This window comes from Mesorhizobium sp. P160927, assembly GCF_057766385.1.
Map to the genome: position 1 here is coordinate 2,380,754 of NZ_JBYMDW010000001.1, position 17,052 is coordinate 2,397,805.

General features: G+C 63.3%; 12 protein-coding genes. 6 read left to right on the top strand and 6 right to left on the bottom strand.

Going from position 1 to position 17,052, the window contains the following annotated elements:
• A complete protein-coding gene (locus tag AC3CB8_RS11530; RefSeq protein WP_023772814.1) occupies nucleotides 1–1,296 on the bottom strand; it encodes a lipopolysaccharide biosynthesis protein in 1,296 nt (431 codons plus the stop codon).
• Nucleotides 1,297–1,496: 200 nt separating this feature from the next.
• Between AC3CB8_RS11530 and AC3CB8_RS11535 the strand changes: the two genes are divergently transcribed.
• The 4 genes from AC3CB8_RS11535 to AC3CB8_RS11550 all read left to right on the top strand — a co-directional run bounded on the left by AC3CB8_RS11535 (nucleotide 1,497) and on the right by AC3CB8_RS11550 (nucleotide 7,968).
• Nucleotides 1,497–4,085: a GumC family protein gene (locus AC3CB8_RS11535; protein ID WP_352594980.1), complete on the top strand. Its 2,589-nt coding sequence runs from the start codon at nucleotides 1,497–1,499 to the stop codon at nucleotides 4,083–4,085.
• A 179-nt stretch (nucleotides 4,086–4,264) separates the two neighbouring features.
• Entirely contained in the window at nucleotides 4,265–5,164 is a 900-nt protein-coding gene (gene folD, locus AC3CB8_RS11540; RefSeq protein ID WP_352565914.1) for a bifunctional methylenetetrahydrofolate dehydrogenase/methenyltetrahydrofolate cyclohydrolase FolD, read from the top strand.
• Between the two features lie 28 nt (nucleotides 5,165–5,192).
• Nucleotides 5,193–6,191 carry a GlxA family transcriptional regulator gene (locus AC3CB8_RS11545; protein ID WP_032922464.1) on the top strand — a complete coding sequence of 333 codons (999 nt, stop codon included), beginning with the start codon at nucleotides 5,193–5,195 and terminating at the stop codon, nucleotides 6,189–6,191.
• 112 nt (nucleotides 6,192–6,303) lie between these two features.
• Nucleotides 6,304–7,968, top strand: a complete 1,665-nt coding sequence (locus AC3CB8_RS11550; protein ID WP_352565912.1) for a vWA domain-containing protein — start codon at nucleotides 6,304–6,306, stop codon at nucleotides 7,966–7,968.
• Between the two features lie 66 nt (nucleotides 7,969–8,034).
• On the opposite strand, the gene edd is transcribed toward AC3CB8_RS11550, so the two are convergent.
• From edd to zwf, 3 genes are all read right to left on the bottom strand, one after another.
• Entirely contained in the window at nucleotides 8,035–9,858 is a 1,824-nt protein-coding gene (gene edd / locus AC3CB8_RS11555; protein ID WP_023772819.1) for a phosphogluconate dehydratase, read from the bottom strand.
• Nucleotides 9,859–9,931: 73 nt separating this feature from the next.
• Nucleotides 9,932–10,648: a 6-phosphogluconolactonase gene (pgl, locus tag AC3CB8_RS11560; protein WP_352565910.1), complete on the bottom strand. Its 717-nt coding sequence runs from the start codon at nucleotides 10,646–10,648 to the stop codon at nucleotides 9,932–9,934.
• Complete coding sequence (gene zwf / locus AC3CB8_RS11565) at nucleotides 10,630–12,099, bottom strand: glucose-6-phosphate dehydrogenase (RefSeq protein ID WP_023772821.1); 1,470 nt, start codon at nucleotides 12,097–12,099, stop codon at nucleotides 10,630–10,632. The genes pgl and zwf overlap by 19 nt, the downstream gene beginning before the upstream one ends.
• Before the next feature lie 309 nt (nucleotides 12,100–12,408).
• On the opposite strand from zwf, the gene AC3CB8_RS11570 reads away from it, so the two are divergent.
• Both AC3CB8_RS11570 and AC3CB8_RS11575 read left to right on the top strand, forming a co-directional pair.
• Complete coding sequence (locus AC3CB8_RS11570; RefSeq protein ID WP_031241153.1) at nucleotides 12,409–13,155, top strand: SDR family oxidoreductase; 747 nt, start codon at nucleotides 12,409–12,411, stop codon at nucleotides 13,153–13,155.
• Nucleotides 13,156–13,247: 92 nt separating this feature from the next.
• Nucleotides 13,248–14,552, top strand: a complete 1,305-nt coding sequence (locus AC3CB8_RS11575; RefSeq protein ID WP_352565907.1) for a Mur ligase family protein — start codon at nucleotides 13,248–13,250, stop codon at nucleotides 14,550–14,552.
• Nucleotides 14,553–14,594: 42 nt separating this feature from the next.
• Here the strand turns inward: AC3CB8_RS11575 and AC3CB8_RS11580 are convergent, their stop codons facing one another.
• Together AC3CB8_RS11580 and AC3CB8_RS11585 are read right to left on the bottom strand one after the other, a co-directional pair.
• A complete protein-coding gene (locus AC3CB8_RS11580) occupies nucleotides 14,595–15,476 on the bottom strand; it encodes an SH3 domain-containing protein (protein ID WP_352565905.1) in 882 nt (293 codons plus the stop codon).
• A gap of 284 nt (nucleotides 15,477–15,760) precedes the next feature.
• Nucleotides 15,761–17,047, bottom strand: coding sequence for an NAD(P)/FAD-dependent oxidoreductase (locus AC3CB8_RS11585; protein WP_352565903.1), 1,287 nt, complete (start codon nucleotides 17,045–17,047; stop codon nucleotides 15,761–15,763).
• Nucleotides 17,048–17,052 lie beyond the last annotated feature (5 nt).

Genomic DNA, 17,052 nt, shown 5'->3' on the forward strand with positions numbered 1-17,052 from the left:
CTAGATTGCCTTGGCCGGTCTGCGCAGCGCCGAATAGGTCAGCAGCATGGACGCGAGATAGAGGAGCAGGAAGACGATGTTGAGCGACAGCACCAGATCAGATGTTTCGGAAATGGTGGTCAGCACATAGGTCAGCAGCAGCGCCTTGAGGGCGGCGAGCAGGCCGAGATTGAGCGCCCGCACCAGCGTCTGGCCGCGCGCGAAAAGAAGCTCGGCCTGGTATTCGACCAGGTTGCGCAGTCCAGGCACGCAGATCGCCAACGCCACCAGGGGTGCGGCCTCGGAAACATTCCTGCCAAGCGCGTTGGGAAAGAAATGCAGCACGATGCCAAGCGCTGCCAGCGCCAGCGTTGAAACGAGGAACACGCCGCCCTCGATGCCGCTCTTTACCGCAAGGCGCGACAGCAGCTCCGGCGCACGCATCATGCGCTGCACGAGCATCATCGAGAAGGTGCGGATGGGGATCGCCGTCAGGTCGACGAGCCGCATGATGATGGCATAGATGCCGGCCAGATGTGGGCCGCCGATCGCCAGCACCAGAAGCTTGTCGAATTCCGATTGCAGGTAGAACAACACCTCCGCGCCGGCCACATAGATGGAATCGGCGAGGCGCCGCAGATAGAGTTCGATGCGCAGCCGCAGCCGCTGGCGTGGATAGAACCAGCCGAAAGCCAAAAGCAGCGAGGCGGCGTTGGCCCCTATGTAGAACCACGACCACATCCAAATGCCATGCTGTGGCGAGACCATGAACAACACCGCGCCAAGCGCCCGCAGTGCGGTGGCCAAGATCGCCAGTACGGCTGCACGGCCGAATTTGCCCAGCCCGTTGTTGACGATCAGCGCCACTTCCACCGGCCGCCACAGCAGCGCCTCGGCAAAAACGATCGCCGTGAATACCGACAGCGGCACGGTGCCGGCAAAGAAGATCAGGTAGACGCCGAACGAGGCCACGCCCAAAAGCGGCAGCGAGGCGGCGCCGAGCAGCAGGAAACCCGCAGTGAACGTGCCGATCAGATTGGGGCGGATGGTGGCGGTGCGGTAGAGTGCCGAAATGAAACCGAAGGCGAGAAGTCTCGACAGCATGACGCCGGCCGCCGAGGCGGTGGCGAACATGCCGAACTCTGCGATCGACAGCGTATTGGCGAGCGCGATGAAATAGGCGAGTGAAAACACCAATCGCCCGCCGGCGCCGCTGATCGCCGAAAAATAGTCGCGCGCCAGCCCCCGCCGTTCGGCCATGAAGGTGCCGATCCGCGCGAAGGTCCGCCTTTGCGGTATGTCGCTGGCCTCAGTCATACGTCGAGGAAAATGCATAGGGTGGAAAGTTTAACGCGCCGTTCTGAAGCTTTCAGCTGTGTTGAGAATTGTTGCAACCATAACGTGAATACCGCGATCGTCTCCCGGAAATTAACCTTTTGTTTCCTATGCCTGTTTAGCGTGGCTTAACGAATGGCCGACCGCCGCTGCCAAGCGGCCAAGAGTAAAGCTCCACGACAATGGTCGACAGGGAAAACCGTGAAGACTGGAAGCGCGAGCGCTCCTTGCTGGCGCTTGGCGAAGCCGTGCGTGGCGAGGAGGATGCTTCGCTGGTATCGATAGGAGACCGCGCGGACCCCTCATGGCGCGAGGATGCCGCCACGCGCCATCGCCTGGCCCGTTCCCGTCGCGAGACGAAGGCGAGCCCGCCTCGGTCGGCAGCCGATAACGCCGAACGGTCTCGCCTGGACGATGAGCAGCCGTTTGTATCCGAGGGCGCCTGGCTTTCGCGGGGGGAAACTGGCACCGGCGATTTGCAACCCGACATGCCGCCAGCAACGCCCGCCCCGGAGGAATCTTCGGGCACGGGTGGCGCCGTTGAGGCAATCGGGTCCCGCGCTACGGGCGGAGCTGACCCGTCCTCCAATGGCGGGACCGACAGTCAGCAATGGAAGCCGCTGATCGATCCGATGCTGGTCGTTCGCGGCGTTGCCAGGTCGAAGCTGCTGATCGTTGCGACCACGATACTGGGCGCTGGACTTGGCGTCGCCATCGCCTTGTCGATGCCGAAGAAATACGAAGCCACGACCGAACTGATCATCGAGCCGGGTGACCTGAAGCTCTCCGATCGCGATCTTACCCAACCGGTAGGCCAGCCCGATGCCGCGCTGGCCGTCGTCGAAACCCGGATCAAGATGCTCACCTCGGGCACCGTTCTCGATCAGGTCGTCAAGAATCTCAACCTCGTCAACGATCCGGAATTCAATGGGCAAGGCTCCGGCGGCCTCGGCGTCATGTCGCTCATCCGCTCGATCGTGTCACGCAACGATGGGCCGGGCGGCGTCGATGAGGTTCGCCGCCAGGCGCTGGCTGTCGGCAATCTGGCCAAGAGCCTGTCGGTCGAACGCAGCGGCAAGACTTTTGTCATTTCCGTCAGCGCCGTAACCCAGAATGGCGACAAGTCGGCGCTCATTGCCAACACGACGAGGACCGTCTTCCAGCAGGAAGCCGCCAAGTACCAATCCGACATGGCCGGACGCGCGACGAACGAATTGACGTCCAAGCTCGATGATCTGCGCAAGGGGGTCGAGGCGGCCGAGCGCAAGGTCGAGGATTTCAGGGCCACGCATGGTCTGGTCGACGCGCAAGGCCATTTGATCAGCGACGATCAAATGCTGAAGCTCAACGAGCAGCTCTCGGTCGCCCGCGCCCGCACGCTGGAACTCAATGCCCGGGCGGCGTCGGCGCGTTCGCTGGACGTCAATTCCGTTCTGACCGGCACGTTGCCGGAAGAGATCAACTCCAACACCATGAGCGATCTGCGCTCGCAATATGCAACGCTGAAGCAGGAGGCCGATCGTGCCGCGGTCCGGCTGGGACCGCGTCATCCAGAACTCCAGGCCCTCGACGCCCAGATCGCGGGCGCGCGCGAGCGCATCGCGGCTGAACTGCGCCGCATCGCCTCTTCGCTGCAGGTCGACTTGAAGCGCGCGGTTCAGCTTGAACAGGACCTCGCTTCCCGGCTGGCCCAGGCGAAGGTCCAAAGCGGCGACGTCAACAGCGACCTGGTGGCCCTGCGGGAACTGGAGCGTGAGGCCACTGCCAAGCGTTCCGTCTACGAACAATATCTCTTGCGCGCCAAGGAGACTGGTGAACAGACGGGCATCAACACGACCAACATCAATGTGATCACTCCCGCCCAGGCCCCCCTCGAGCCAAATGGACCCTCACGGGCCTTGGTGGCGCTCGCCGGCCTGCTGCTTGGCCTTGCCGCCGGCGTTGGCCTCGGCGCTCTGCGCGGTACCTATGATAGCCTGCGCGAGACGGCAAGCTCGCGCTCACGCCGCGAGCGCAAGGTGGACGAACGCAAGTTGGGTGACCAGAGAGCGCCTCGCGAGGAGCAGCCATTCCGGGCGGAGCCTCCGCCAGAGCCGCCCATGTCGGCAACGCCTGTGCCGCCGCCGCCCGCACCACCGCCGCCGGTCACGCGGACCGAGGCCGCTCGCGCCGAAAGCTCCGGGAGGATCGGCGCACTCATGTCGAGACTGCGCAAGGCCATGTCCCGCAAGCCGTCGGCCGAAGCCGACGACGACATCTCCCGCGGGTTAGGCCTACCCGCCTTCGCCGACAACGGCCGGCCTGTCAACGCTCCGCTATTTCCTGGCCATCCGGAGTCCGGTTTCGGGCCTCGGCAGGCGGCCGGCCTGGATTATTCGCAGTCACCCTTCCAGCCGGGCGCCGACGCCGGGTATGGGCAGCGGATGACCTTGCCTTCGCGCTCGCCGCTGATGCCGCAACAGGCAACGTACCCGGCTCCGCCGTTGCCGTCCTCTCCCTATGCACAGCCGTTGGGCTATCTTCAGGCGCAGCCCTGGTCGCCGGCGGGGCATCCCTCCATTCCAGCGGCGGCGGGACCCTATGCGGCCCAGATGCCGTATCCGCCGCCCCCCGCTCCGACGCAGCCCTCGGCCGCTCCGCCCGCGGGGCCGATCCAAGTCGAGGAGGGTGGCGAACAAGCATCGGTCGAAGAGATTCGCGCCAGCCTGCGTGAATTCCGCGAAGCGGTCCGTGAACTCACGGAAAACCGCACCCGTCGCCGCTACTTCTGAGCCACCAGATAGGGGGCGGAGGCCGAACAAAACCGTGCCGGTTTCGCGTAAACGGCATGGGAAGGCGCTTTGACGGGGTTGCGAGCTTGTATTTTCGTGACAATGCCGCGCTGCAGATTGCCTGCGCCGCGGCATTATGTTCTCGAAGCGGCGTTGAGCGGAACGATGTTGAGGGTGGCATGGCCGAAGTGATTGACGGAAAAAGCGTTGCCGAAGACGTGGTGCGGATGGTCAAGGCGCTTACCGCCGAGCTGGTCGCCAAGGGCAAGGCCAAGCCAGGCCTGGCCGTGGTCATCGTCGGGGAGGATCCTGCGAGCCAGGTCTATGTCGCCTCCAAATCCCGCACCGCCAAGGAATGCGGCTTTCATTCGCTTCAGCATACGCTGCCGGCGGAAACGTCCCAAGAGGCGCTGCTCAAGCTCATCGCCGAACTCAACGCCGATCCCGAAATCAACGGCATCCTTGTCCAGCTTCCGCTGCCCGCCCATGTCGATGCCGGCAAGATCATCCAGGCCATCGCGCCGCAAAAGGACGTCGATGGGTTCCATTTCATCAATGTCGGCAAGCTCGGCACCGGTGAACTCGATACCGCTTTTGTTCCCTGCACGCCCGCCGGCTCGATGCTTTTGATCGAGCGCGTGCGCGGCAAGGATCTGTCCGGCCTCAACGCCGTCGTCGTCGGCCGCTCCAACATCGTCGGCAAGCCGATGGCCAATCTGCTGCTTGCCGCCAACTGCACCGTCACCATCGCGCATAGCCGCACCAAGGACCTGCCGGCGCTTGCCCGCACCGCCGACATTCTTGTCGCCGCCGTCGGCAGGCCCGAGATGATCAGGGGTGACTGGGTCAAGCCTGGCGCCACCGTCATCGATGTCGGCATCAACCGCATTCCGGCGCCCGAGAAAGGCGAGGGCAAGTCGCGTCTCGTCGGCGATGTCGCCTATGCCGATGCGGCAAAGTCGGCCGGCGCGATCACCCCGGTGCCCGGCGGTGTCGGGCCGATGACCATTGCCATGTTGATGGCCAATACGTTAGCTTCGGCCTACCTTGCGGCCGGATTGAAGCGGCCTTCCTTCTGAGCCCGGGTTGACCCTGAAAGCCGCAACTTTGCCGAACCCCACCATTTCCCCGGAACGGCCGGTCACGAATGATCCCGTTCAAGGCGGCAGGCAGTTCGCTTTCCTGCTGGTCGACAAGTTTTCCATGTTCTCGCTGGCCGCCGCGATCGATACGTTCCGGTCGGCGAACCGCCTGCTCGGCCGCGATTTCTACGGCTGGACCACTGTGTCGGCCGACGGGGATCCGGTGATGGCTTCCAACGGCCTGCCGCTCAAGATCGACTACGCCGTCGCAGACCTGCCGCCGGTCGATATTCTCTTCGTCTCGGTCGGCTTGACGACGGAATTTCCGGGCAAGAGCAAGGTTCTGGCGGCCTTGCGCAGCTGGGGCCGGCGCGGCAACGCGCTTGGTGCCTTGTCGGTCGGATCCTACCTGCTGGCCGAGGCCGGCCAGCTCGAAGGCTATCGCTGCACCATTCATTGGGAAAACCGCGCCGGCTTCGTCGAGCGCTTTCCTGACATCAACTGCACTGGCAACGTCTTCGAGATCGACCGCAAACGCTACACCTGCGCCGGCGGCACCACCTCGATCGATCTGATGCTGGAAATCGTGCGTGGCGATTTCGGCTCCAACCTCGCCAATGGCGTCGCCAACCAGTTCCAGCACGAGCGCATCCGCTCCGCTGGAGACCGCCAGCGCGTCGGGCCGGAGCGTGACCTGACGGGCAAGTCGGAGAAGTTGCGACGCATCGTCGAACTGATGGCCGACCATCTCGACGAACCGCTGTCGGCGGTACAACTCGCCAAGTCGGCGGGCCTCTCGGTGCGCCAGGTGGAGCGGTTGTTCCTGCGGCATCTCAACGTCACGCCCGGACGCTACTATATGCGGCTGCGGCTGGAGCGGGCACGCGAATTGCTGCGCCAGACCAACATGCCGATCCTCGACGTGGCGATCGCTACCGGCTTCACCTCGCATTCCTATTTTGCCCAGAGCTATCGGCTGCAATTTGGCCGCCCGCCCTCGGAAGAGCGCCGCACGACATACTGAATTGGGTACGCACGGGCCCCATGCGGGCTATCGTTGATAGCGGTGGCTTGTGTCCCGGCACGCGCTCAAATAGCTTCGGCCAGCGGACGGGGTGGCTACTCAGGAGATTTCGATGGCGATACTTGCGCGGAGCATCGCTGCGGCGATCCTCCTTTTGTCGACGACGACATTCGGCTTTGCCGCAAACAAGGTCATCATCATCCTCGACGCGTCGGGATCGATGTGGGCGCAGATCGACGGCAAGCCCAAGCTGGAAATTGCCCGTGAATCGCTGAGGACCGTGCTTCAATCGGTTCCCGTCGACGACGAGATCGGCTTCATGGCCTATGGCCATCGCGAAAAAGGCAGCTGCGACGACATTCAGCTGATCGTGCCGCCCCAGGCGGGCTCGGCAAGCGCCATCTCGGCAGCCGCCGACAGCATGAAGTTTCTCGGCAAGACGCCGCTGACGGCAGCCGTCAAGCAGGCGGCCGAAGCGCTGAAATACACCGAGGACAAGGCAACTGTCGTTCTTATCACAGATGGGCTCGAAACTTGCGGCGGCGATCCTTGTGCGCTTGGCAAGCAACTCGAAGCCTCCGGCGTCGATTTCACCGCCGACGTCGTCGGCTTCGGCCTGACCGCCGACGAAGGCAAGCAGATTGCCTGCCTCGCCGACAACACCGGCGGCAAATACATCCAGGCTTCCGATGAGAAGGCGCTGCAGGAAGCGCTGGTCGAGACCGTCGCGGCGCCGGCACCAGCGCCCGAGCCAGCACCAGCCCCCGCTCCGGCGCCAGCGCCCGAGCCGGCCAAGTCCGAGTTCAATTTCATGCCGACCGTGGTGCTGGCCGAGGGCGGCGATCCTGTCATCGAAGGCAATGCCTGGGAAGTCTACAAGGCCAAATCAGACGGCACGCGCGGCGACAACGTCACCACCGAATATGGGGACTACAAAGCCAATCTGGAACCGGGCGACTACGTCGTCGTCGCGCGCGACGGCGAGGCCAAGACGGAGCAGAAGATCAAGATCGAGGCGGGCCAGGTCTACAAGCCGCTGTTCACCTTGAATGCCGGCACGCTCATCCTGCATCCGCGACCGAGCCAAGGTGCCGATGTGGCCAGCGGGGCCTCTGTCGTGATCGCCTATCCGGGCGTCGACAACCCTCCGACCTATTATGGAGACACGAAAGTCGTGTTGCCGGCCGGCGACGAGAAAGTGACCGTCACGATCGGGCAGGGCGTGGTCACCGAAACGATCCCGCTCGCCGCAGGCAGGGTGATCGACAAGGACATCATCGTGGGCGTGGGCCATGTCGTTGCCAACGCATACTATGTGGCCGGCGGCGACAAGGCTGACGGTTCAGGCACCGGCTTCAAGGTGCTCAAAGCCAAGAAGAAGATCGATGGGACCCGCGACGAGGTCACCTATGCCTATGGCCCCGACAGCAAGTTCGATCTGCCGCCCGATGACTATGTGCTGATCGCGACGGTCGATCTCGCCGTCGTGGAACAGCCTTTCAGCGTCAAGGTCGGCGAATTCCAGGACCTCAAGGTCGCCATGAATGCCGGCGTGCTGGCAATCACGGCGCCCGGCACCTCCAAGATCGAGATCTTCGAGACGAAGAAGGACATCAATGGCAATCGCAAGTCGATCGGCTATGCCTATGACGAGAAGTATCAGGCCGCGATAACGGCGGGCGATTACGCGGTGGTTTCGGAGAAGTCGGACAACAGCAAGAAGGAAGGCGCAGTGACCGTGAAGGCCGGAGAGCGGGTTGAACTGACGGTGCAATAAGGATTGCGATTTCGACGGGCAACAAGGGCGGCCGCGTGCCGCCCTTTTTATGCCGGACAGAATGCGTCAGGCAGTGCCGAACGCGCTGGCACCGTGATCGGCGCGGCCCACCAATTGACGGAAGCCGGCGAACAACTCGCGTCCGAAGCCGAATTCATTGCCGATGAGATCGACTTCGGCCGTGCGGCGCAGCGCGAATTCGGTGCCTGGCACCAGCACTTCCAGCGTGCCGGCATCGGCGTCGAGGCGGATGATGTCGCCGTCATGGATCCGCGCGATCGGCCCGTCCTCGACCGCTTCCGGCGTCACATGGATTGCCGCCGGCACCTTGCCGGAGGCGCCCGACATGCGCCCGTCGGTGACCAGCGCCACGCGCTGGCCGCGATCCTGCAGGATGCCGAGCACGGTGGTCAGCTTGTGCAGTTCCGGCATGCCGTTGGCCCTCGGACCCTGGAAGCGGATGACGGCGATGAAGTCGCCGGTGAGTGTGCCCGCCTTGAAGGCGTCGTTCAGCCCCTGCTGGCTGTCGAACACCTTGGCCGGCGCTTCGATGACACGCCGCTCCGGTTTGACGGCTGATGTCTTGATGACGGCGTGGCCGAGATTGCCCGCCAGCACCTTCAGTCCGCCCGTCGCCTGGAAAGCCTTGTTGAACGGCGCCAGCACCTTTTCGTCGCCGCTTGCACGCGGCGAAGCCTCGCGCAGCACACCGCCATCGGCGCCGAGCTTTGCCTCGACCGCATAGGGCCGCAGGCCTTCGCCCCACACCGTCCGCACATCCTCGTGCAGCACCCCTTCGTCGAGCAGTTCGCGGATCAGGAAGCCGAGGCCGCCGGCGGCATGGAAATGGTTCACGTCGGCAAGTCCGTTCGGATAGACCCGTGCCAACAGAGGCACCGCTTCCGAGAGGTCGGAAATATCCTGCCAGGTCAGCGCGATGCCGGCGGCGGCCGCCATGGCGATCAGGTGGATGGTGTGGTTGGTCGAGCCGCCGGTGGCATGCAGGCCGACGACGCCGTTGACGAACGAACGTTCGTCGATCATCCGCCCGACCGGCGTATAGGCGTTGCCGAGCGCGGTGATCGCCAACGCCCGTTTCGTCGCTTCGCGGGTCAAGGCGTCGCGTAGCGGCGTGCCGGGATTGACGAAGGACGCGCCCGGCGTGTGCAGGCCCATGATCTCCATCAGCATCTGGTTGGAGTTCGCCGTGCCGTAGAAGGTGCAGGTGCCCGGCCCGTGATACGACTTGGACTCGGCTTCCAAGAGCTCGGCGCGGCCTGCCTTGCCCTCGGCATAGAGCTGGCGGACCTTGGCCTTCTCATCGTTGGGCAGGCCTGTCGTCATCGGGCCGGCAGGAATGAACACCGCCGGCAGATGGCCGAAGGTCAGTGCGGCGATCACCAGCCCCGGGACGATCTTGTCGCAGACGCCGAGATAGACGGCGGCGTCGAACATGTTGTGCGACAGGCCGATCGCGGCTGCCATGGCGATCACGTCTCGCGAAAACAGCGACAGCTCCATGCCGGGCTGCCCTTGGGTCACGCCGTCGCACATCGCCGGCACTCCTCCGGCCACCTGGGCGATGCCGCCCGCCTCGCGCGCGGCCTCCTTGATCAGGGCAGGGAAGGTTTCGAAGGGCTGATGCGCCGACAGCATGTCGTTGTAAGAGGTGATGATGCCGAGATTGGGCACCTTGTCGGCGCCGAGCGCCAGCTTTTCCGAGGGGCTGCAGACCGCAAAGCCATGGGCAAGGTTGCCGCAGGACAGCACCGACCGGTTGGCCGTCTGGTTCGACGCTTCGGCGATACGGCTGAGGTAGCGCTCCCGGCCCGGTTTGGAGCGCTGGCGTATCCGTTCGGTGATGGCTTCGATATCGCGTCTTGCGGTCATGGGATCAGGTCCTTTCAGGCGAGGTCCCGGAAACATCCTCCCGCCGTTGCCGGGACCACTTGTAAGATTGCAATCAGGGCGCCCAGAAAACCTCCACGGGCTTGGGCGATGCGTCGAGCACGACACGGATCGGCTTTCGCGGCCCTGGCGCGGCCGCACCGTCGAAGGCGGTTCGCTTGTCCTCGCCCTCGATGTGCAGCGCGATGAAACCGGCGTCGATGATCCGCGCCAGGGTCAGGGTCAGCCGAGGCTCACCCGCACTTGCAGCATGAACCGGCAGGATGATCCTGTCAGAGGCGGGATCGAGCAGCTTCGGCAGATCGTCGGCATCGGGAAAGAAGGAGGCGGTATGGCCGTCAGGCCCCATGCCGAGGATCACGACATCAAGCGGCCAGGGCAGGGATCGCAGGGCCGCATCATCGGATGCCGCGGCATCCTCGATGCCGACCGCCTCGTGGTAGAGCGGAACGAAGCGGGCCGCCTTGGCCGCGTTCTGCAGCAGGTTGGCGGCAACCAGCCCGGCATTGGATCGCGGCGAGGAGGCCGGCACGAAACGTTCGTCGACCAGTGTCACGATCACCTTGTCCCAGGCGATCGGCGCCGCGGAGAGCGCGGCTAAGAATTTTGCCGGTGTCGTGCCGCCGGAGACCGCCAGCAATGCCGTGCCGCGCCCGGTGATCGCCTTGGTCAGGGCATCGGCGACGCGGCCAGCCAGCGCCGAGGCCAGTTGCGAACGGTCGGGAAAAGCGTTCCAGTTGTAGCTGGCGCTGTTCAATTGCTCTCGTGCCATGTCCGCCCGTCACGTTCGATCAGTGCTATCGAGGCCGACGGCCCCCAGGTGCCTGCCGTATAGCCCTGCGCTTCCTGCTTGGCGCCTTCCCAGGCATTCTGGATCGGGTCGATCCATTTCCAGGCGGCTTCCACCTCGTCGCGGCGCATGAACAGCGTCTGGTTACCGCGGATGACATCCATGATCAGCCGTTCGTAGGCGTCGGGCGCGCGGCCGTCGAACGATTGCGCGAAACTCATGTCGAGCGAGATCTGGCGCAGCCGCATGCCGCCCGGGCCTGGGTCCTTGATCATGATGAACTGCTTGACGCCTTCATCCGGCTGCAGCCGGATGACAAGTTGGTTGGCGAAGATCGGCCCGGCGCTGTCGCCGAAGATCGAATGTGGGATCGGCTTGAACTCGATGACGATTTCCGAAACCCGGGTCGCCAGCCGCTTGCCGGTCCTGAGGTAGAACGGCACGCCCGCCCAGCGCCAGGTGCCGATCTCGGCCTTGATGGCGACGAAGGTTTCGGTGTTGCTGTCCTTGCCGAGTTCCTCGACATACCCTTTCACCGGTCCCCCGGCCGAGGCGCCGGCGCGGTACTGGCCGCGCACGGTGTGCTTCGGCGCCTCGTTGCCGTTGATGCGCTTCAGCGCCCGCAGCACCTTGAGCTTCTCGTCGCGCACCGCGTCGGCGTCCATCGACGAGGGCGCTTCCATGGCGACGAGGCAAAGCAGCTGCAGCATGTGGTTCTGCACCATGTCGCGCAGTGCGCCGGCCTTGTCATAATAGGTGACGCGGTCTTCCAGGCCGACGGTCTCGGCGACCGTGATTTGCACATGGTCGATGTGGGCGGAATTCCACAGCGGCTCGTAGAGCGCATTGGCAAAGCGCAGCGCCATCAGGTTCTGCACCGTCTCCTTGCCGAGATAATGGTCGATGCGGAAAATCTGGCTTTCGTGGAAGTCGTCGCCGACCAAGTCGTTGAGCGCCCGCGCCGAGGCAAGATCGCGGCCGATCGGCTTCTCCAGCACGATGCGCGAATTCGGCGTGATCAGGTTATGCTCTTTGAGCTTGTGCGAGATGTCGCCGAACAGCGCCGGCGCCACGGCAAGGTAGAAGGCGCGGATGTGGTCGCTTTCGCCGATCGCCTTTTTCAGCTTGTCGAAACCGGCGCCGCTCGTTGCATCGGCCGGGACGTAGGAAAGCCGGGCGAGGAAGGTCTTCAACTCCTTGGCATCGATATCGGCCGGCTTGACATGGTCCGAAATCGCCTGCTTGGCGAAGGCTTGGAACTCCTCGTCGCTCATTTTCGAGCGCGACGTCCCGATGATGCGCGTCGGCTCGGAGAATTGATGGTCGCGCTGGCGATAGTAGAGCGACGGCAGCAGCTTGCGTTCCGACAGGTCGCCGGTACCGCCGAAAATGATGAAGTCGAAAGGATCGACGGGAATGATCTGGCTGGTCATGGTCTGTCCGCTTTGACGCCGGTCGCAAGTACGCGGATGATATATTCTAATCGATTTAAATTTTCCAGTGCCATGGTGTCACATCGAGGACCAATCGCTGGATATTGATTGAGTCCACCTGTGCGCTTGACACTGGCGCCAGCCGGAGGCTTGTCGATGAACGAAGACTCCGGAAGCTTTCGCAGTTGCAGCATAGAACGTGAATGTGACGAAAGCTAAGGGAGAAATGGGCGCTTGTCTGTCGCGGCGTGGGCCACGGCCGTCGGCAGCCTTGTTGGTCGCGGGAAGATATCGATGAGCGGGGAAAGCATGCGTCTGGAAAACAAGGTCGCCATTATCACCGGGGCGGCATCGGGCTTCGGCGAAGGCATGGCCAAGCGCTTCGCGCAAGAGGGCGCCAGGGTCGTTATCGCCGATCTCAACGCCAAGGGTGCGAAACGCGTCGCCGATGAGATCGGCGAGGCGGCGATCTGGACGCAGACCGACGTTTCGTTGCGCTCCGAATTCGACGAAATGGTCTATGCCGCAAAAAGCGCCTTCGGGCACATCGACATCATGGTCAACAACGCCGGTTACACCCATCGCAACGGTGACATGCTCGAGGTCGATGAGGAGACCTTCGATTTGATCACCGCCGTCAACATGAAGGCGATCTATCATGCCGCCCTTGCCGTGGTGCCGATCATGGAGCGGCAAGGCGGTGGCGTCATCCTGACCACGGCCTCGACTGCCGGGCTGAGGCCACGACCCGGCCTTACCTGGTACAATGCCTCGAAAGGCTGGGCGATCACCGCCACCAAGTCGATGGCGGTGGAGCTCGCGCCGAAAAACATCCGCGTCAACTGCCTCTGCCCGGTCGCCGGCGAAACCGGCATGCTGGAGAAATTCATGGGCGCCGACACGCCCGAGATCCGCGAGGCGTTCCGCGCCTCGATCCCGCTCGGGCGGCTGTCGACCCCGCTCGATATCGCCAACGCGGCTTTATGGCTGGCCTCGGACGAGGCCGCTTTCATCACCGGGGTCGCGTTGGAGGTCGATGGCGGGCGCTGCATCTGAGGCAATCGCCGACTTGACCGCGACTCGGGCATCGACTTGACTTGAAGTTACGGGGCCTCAAGTTCTTTCCGGGGAACGGGATTGTTGGCGCGATGAAGTCGAAATTACGCAAAGCTTTCAAAGATCTGCGGTGGCGCGTCAGTGTCTACAGGGCGAAGCGTGCCCGCGCGAAAAGCAAGGCGACTTTCATCGGCGTCACCGGCAGCTCGGGAAAATCGACCGTCACGGCACTGCTTGGGCACATATTGGCCGCTCATCGACCAGTCTACACGCAGGTTCTGGCCAACACCATCCATTCGGTCGTCAGCACGCTCTACAGGCGCATGAAGCATGTGGAACAGGCCGACTATGTCGTAATGGAAACCGGGGCGTACGGCGTCGACACGATCCGGCCAATGGCGGAAATGCTGCAGCCGCATGTGGCTGTCGTCACCATGGTTCGTCTGGAGCACGTTGCCAGTTTCAGGACACTGGAAAACGTCGCCATCGAAAAGCGTGCATTGGTCGCGGCATTGCGTCCGGGGGGCCTTGTAGTCCTTAATGCCGACGATCCCTATGTCGCTGACATGGCTACCGGCGCTGGATGCCGCGTCGTCACCTTCGGCGCGGCACAGATGGCCGACTATCGTGTGACCGACATCCACGCCGCCTATCCGGACCGGCTAACCTTTTCGATCCATTGGCGAGGAGGGCTGCTGCAAATCCAGACGTCTTTTCCCGCCGAATATTTCTGGCTACCCACCGTTGCCGCCGTCGCTACGGCGCTCGAACTCGGTGTTCCTCCACACAAGGTTGTGGCCCAGGTGGCAACGTTCCAGCCAGTCGTGAATCGCTGTGCCGTGCTGATCACCGAAGGCGGTCCGCAATTCATCGTCGATGCCGCCAAGGCGCCCTGGCACTCGATCAATCTTGCCCTGGACATGATGGCCAAGGCTACTGCCAGCCGCAAGCGCATCGTAATTGGCCAGATTTCGGACTACACAGGCTCGTCCAGGAAATACGCTCACGCCTACCAAACCGCGCGGGAAATCGCCGATCAGGTGATCTATACCGGAGACAACGCACATCGCTCGCGTGCTAGTCAGAGCGATCGCGACAACGGCCAGTTTGTCGAGCTTCGGACGGTGAAGGAAGTCTCCGACCATATCAAACGGACGGCGGTGCCCGGCGAACTGATCCTCGTCAAAAGCTCATCCAACCTTCACCTGGAGCGCATCGCGCTCGCCTGGACGCATGACGTCAAATGCTGGATCCCAATCTGTGGCAAGAAGGAAGGCTGCCAAACCTGTGGTATGTATGAATTGCCCTACGAACAGCATCGCGCCCACGTCATGCTCCGCAGGCGCACCAGAATGTGGCGGCAGTTCCGCGGCATGTTCAGAGGCAGGTCGTCATAAGGCTGGGCCCGGCACCCAAGCCGGTCCAAACGCGCCCTCACATTACGTGCCGGGCTTGACGTAGCTCTTGTACACCCAGCCGTGCTTGCCGTTGTAGACGATCTCGCACCACTTCTTGCAGCCCATCAGTTGCACCGAGGTCCGGGCAGGGACCGTACCGATGGGGGTGGCACCCTTCTTTGGAGCACTGCGCATGGTCACCGCTCTCAGGATGCGTCCGTTGCCGGCCGCTGTCACCATGCGCGGATTGGCCTTGGCCTTGCCGCCATCGTCATCGGTCGCCGCCGGCTGCTGTTCCGGTGCTTGCGGCTGCGTCTCCGGAATGGCGGCGGTCTGCGCGCCATCGGGATTGCTGCTATCGGCAGGCGGGCTCGGTGCGGCGACCTTGGCAAGTTCGTCGGTGGCATCGGTATCGGTAGACGATTGGGCGAATGCCGCCGCTGTTTTGTTTGGCGCCGGCTCGGGCTGCTTGGCTACCTGGCTGGGAGCCGCGGTTTGATCGGGATCAGTTGCCGCGGCAGCCTTCGGCTGCGCCCCTGTCCAGCGCGGATCATTGGCCGCAAGCGCTGGTATGTTCACCGCCGCCGCTGCCGTGGTCGGTGACACCTGGCTGGACTTGCGCTCCGCCTGAGGCGTCACGGCAGCCGCCGTCACCGTCGTCCCCGAGGAGGGAACTTTCGTCGTTTTCACCGGAATGGTCGGAATGCTCTGCTCGGGACTGGCGGCTGCTTGCCTCTCGCCGGTCGGCAACGCCAGCCAGAGCGCCACTGCGGCAACGCCAAGCAGTGCCGCGGTGCCTATTGCCGCAATAACCAGGTGCGAGTTCGAACGGACGCCCTGCCAGAATGACGGGCGCATGTCATAGCCGAACTGCATGGCGAAGCGCCGACGTTCCGGAGCACCGAAACTGAAGGGCTCTCTCACTCCTGCCACCTCCATAAGCGGGCCGGTGTTCTTTCGATCAAATATCGCAAGTCACGCGTTCGATCAGCATCGGTCCCAAAACGCGGGCGGGCCCGCAACATCTCCGAACAATCGCCCAGATGCGGACGTTTCGCCCGCGATTGTGGCGTCAGTACGCCATTACCAGGGGTTCTGCGCCTTTGCCGGCATTTCCGCAATGTGCCGCTGAGGCAACAAATGTTACAATGAATATACAATATCACATCAGCTCGTGACGGTTTGGGATCGTGGCGATCCGATGTCGCCTAGATTCTGTCGCGCAGAGCGAACCAGTTGAGCGCCAGGAAAAGCAGCGGCGCGCGGAAACGGCGGCCGCCGGGAAATGGCGGAATTTTCAGGTCTTCGATCAGCTTCAGCCGGTCGCGATTGCCGGCAATCGTTTCGGCATAGAGCTTGCCGAAGAAGTTCGACAGCATGACGCCATGGCCGGAATAGCCGCCGGCCGAGATCACATTCGGCATCACTTCGCGCACGAACGGTTTGCGCGGCACCGTGATGCCGACATAGCCGCCCCAGCCATGCGTGATCTCGACATCCTTCAATGCCGGATAGAGCTCCGCGATCTGACGGCGAATGTGGATGTGGATATCTTTGGGATCGTTGACGCCGTAGACCTCGCGTCCGCCGAACAGCAACCGGCCATCCCTGGATTTGCGGAAATAGCGCACGACGAAGCGGGAATCGTCGACCGATTCGCCCCCCGGCAAGATGTTCGAATCCGGCCCCAGCGGCACGGTCGCGCCGATGAAGGATCCAATCGGCATGATGTGCGCGGCACTCACCGGCTCGAGCGTGCCGCCATAGGCGTTGACCGCGATCAGGCATTTTTGCGCCGAGATCGTCCCTCTTGGCGTGGAGACCTTGACCTTGCCGCCCGCCGAGACGATGCCGGTCGATGGCGTCCCTTCGAACAAGTGGGCGCCGGCTTGTGCCGCCACCCGCGCCGTGCCAATCACCAGCTTCATCGGATGGATATGGCCGGTCCCGATATCGCGCGTGCCGCCGAAATAAGCGCTCGAGCCCAATCGATCCGCCGTCTCCTTCGCATCCATGAAGGAGATGTGCGGGTACGAGAAGCGGCCGGCCATGATTTCGGCATGCGCCTTGTAGTCGTCGACATAGCGCGGCTTGTGCGCGACCGAGAGCTGGCCCGGCATATAGTCGATATCGATATGGTTTATGGCGGCGAAGTCGATGAGATGCGCCTTCGCCTCTTCGGCGAGATCGAACAGTGCCCTGGCGCGGGACAGACCGTATTCGGCCTCTAGGTCCTCGGCCCAGGCACGCTGCCCGGTGCCGAGCTGGCCGCCATTGCGCCCCGAAGCGCCGTCGCCAAAACGATATGCTTCGATCAGGACAACGTTGCTACCGGCCTTGGCCAAATGCGTCGCTGCCGACAGGCCGGTAAACCCGCCGCCGATAATAACGACGTCGCAGGTCCGATCACCGTCGAGCGTTGGATATTCGGGCCGCGGCCCAGCCGTGTCCTCATACCAGGATCGGCCGGGGGAAATGGGCGATTGGTAGTTCATGATTG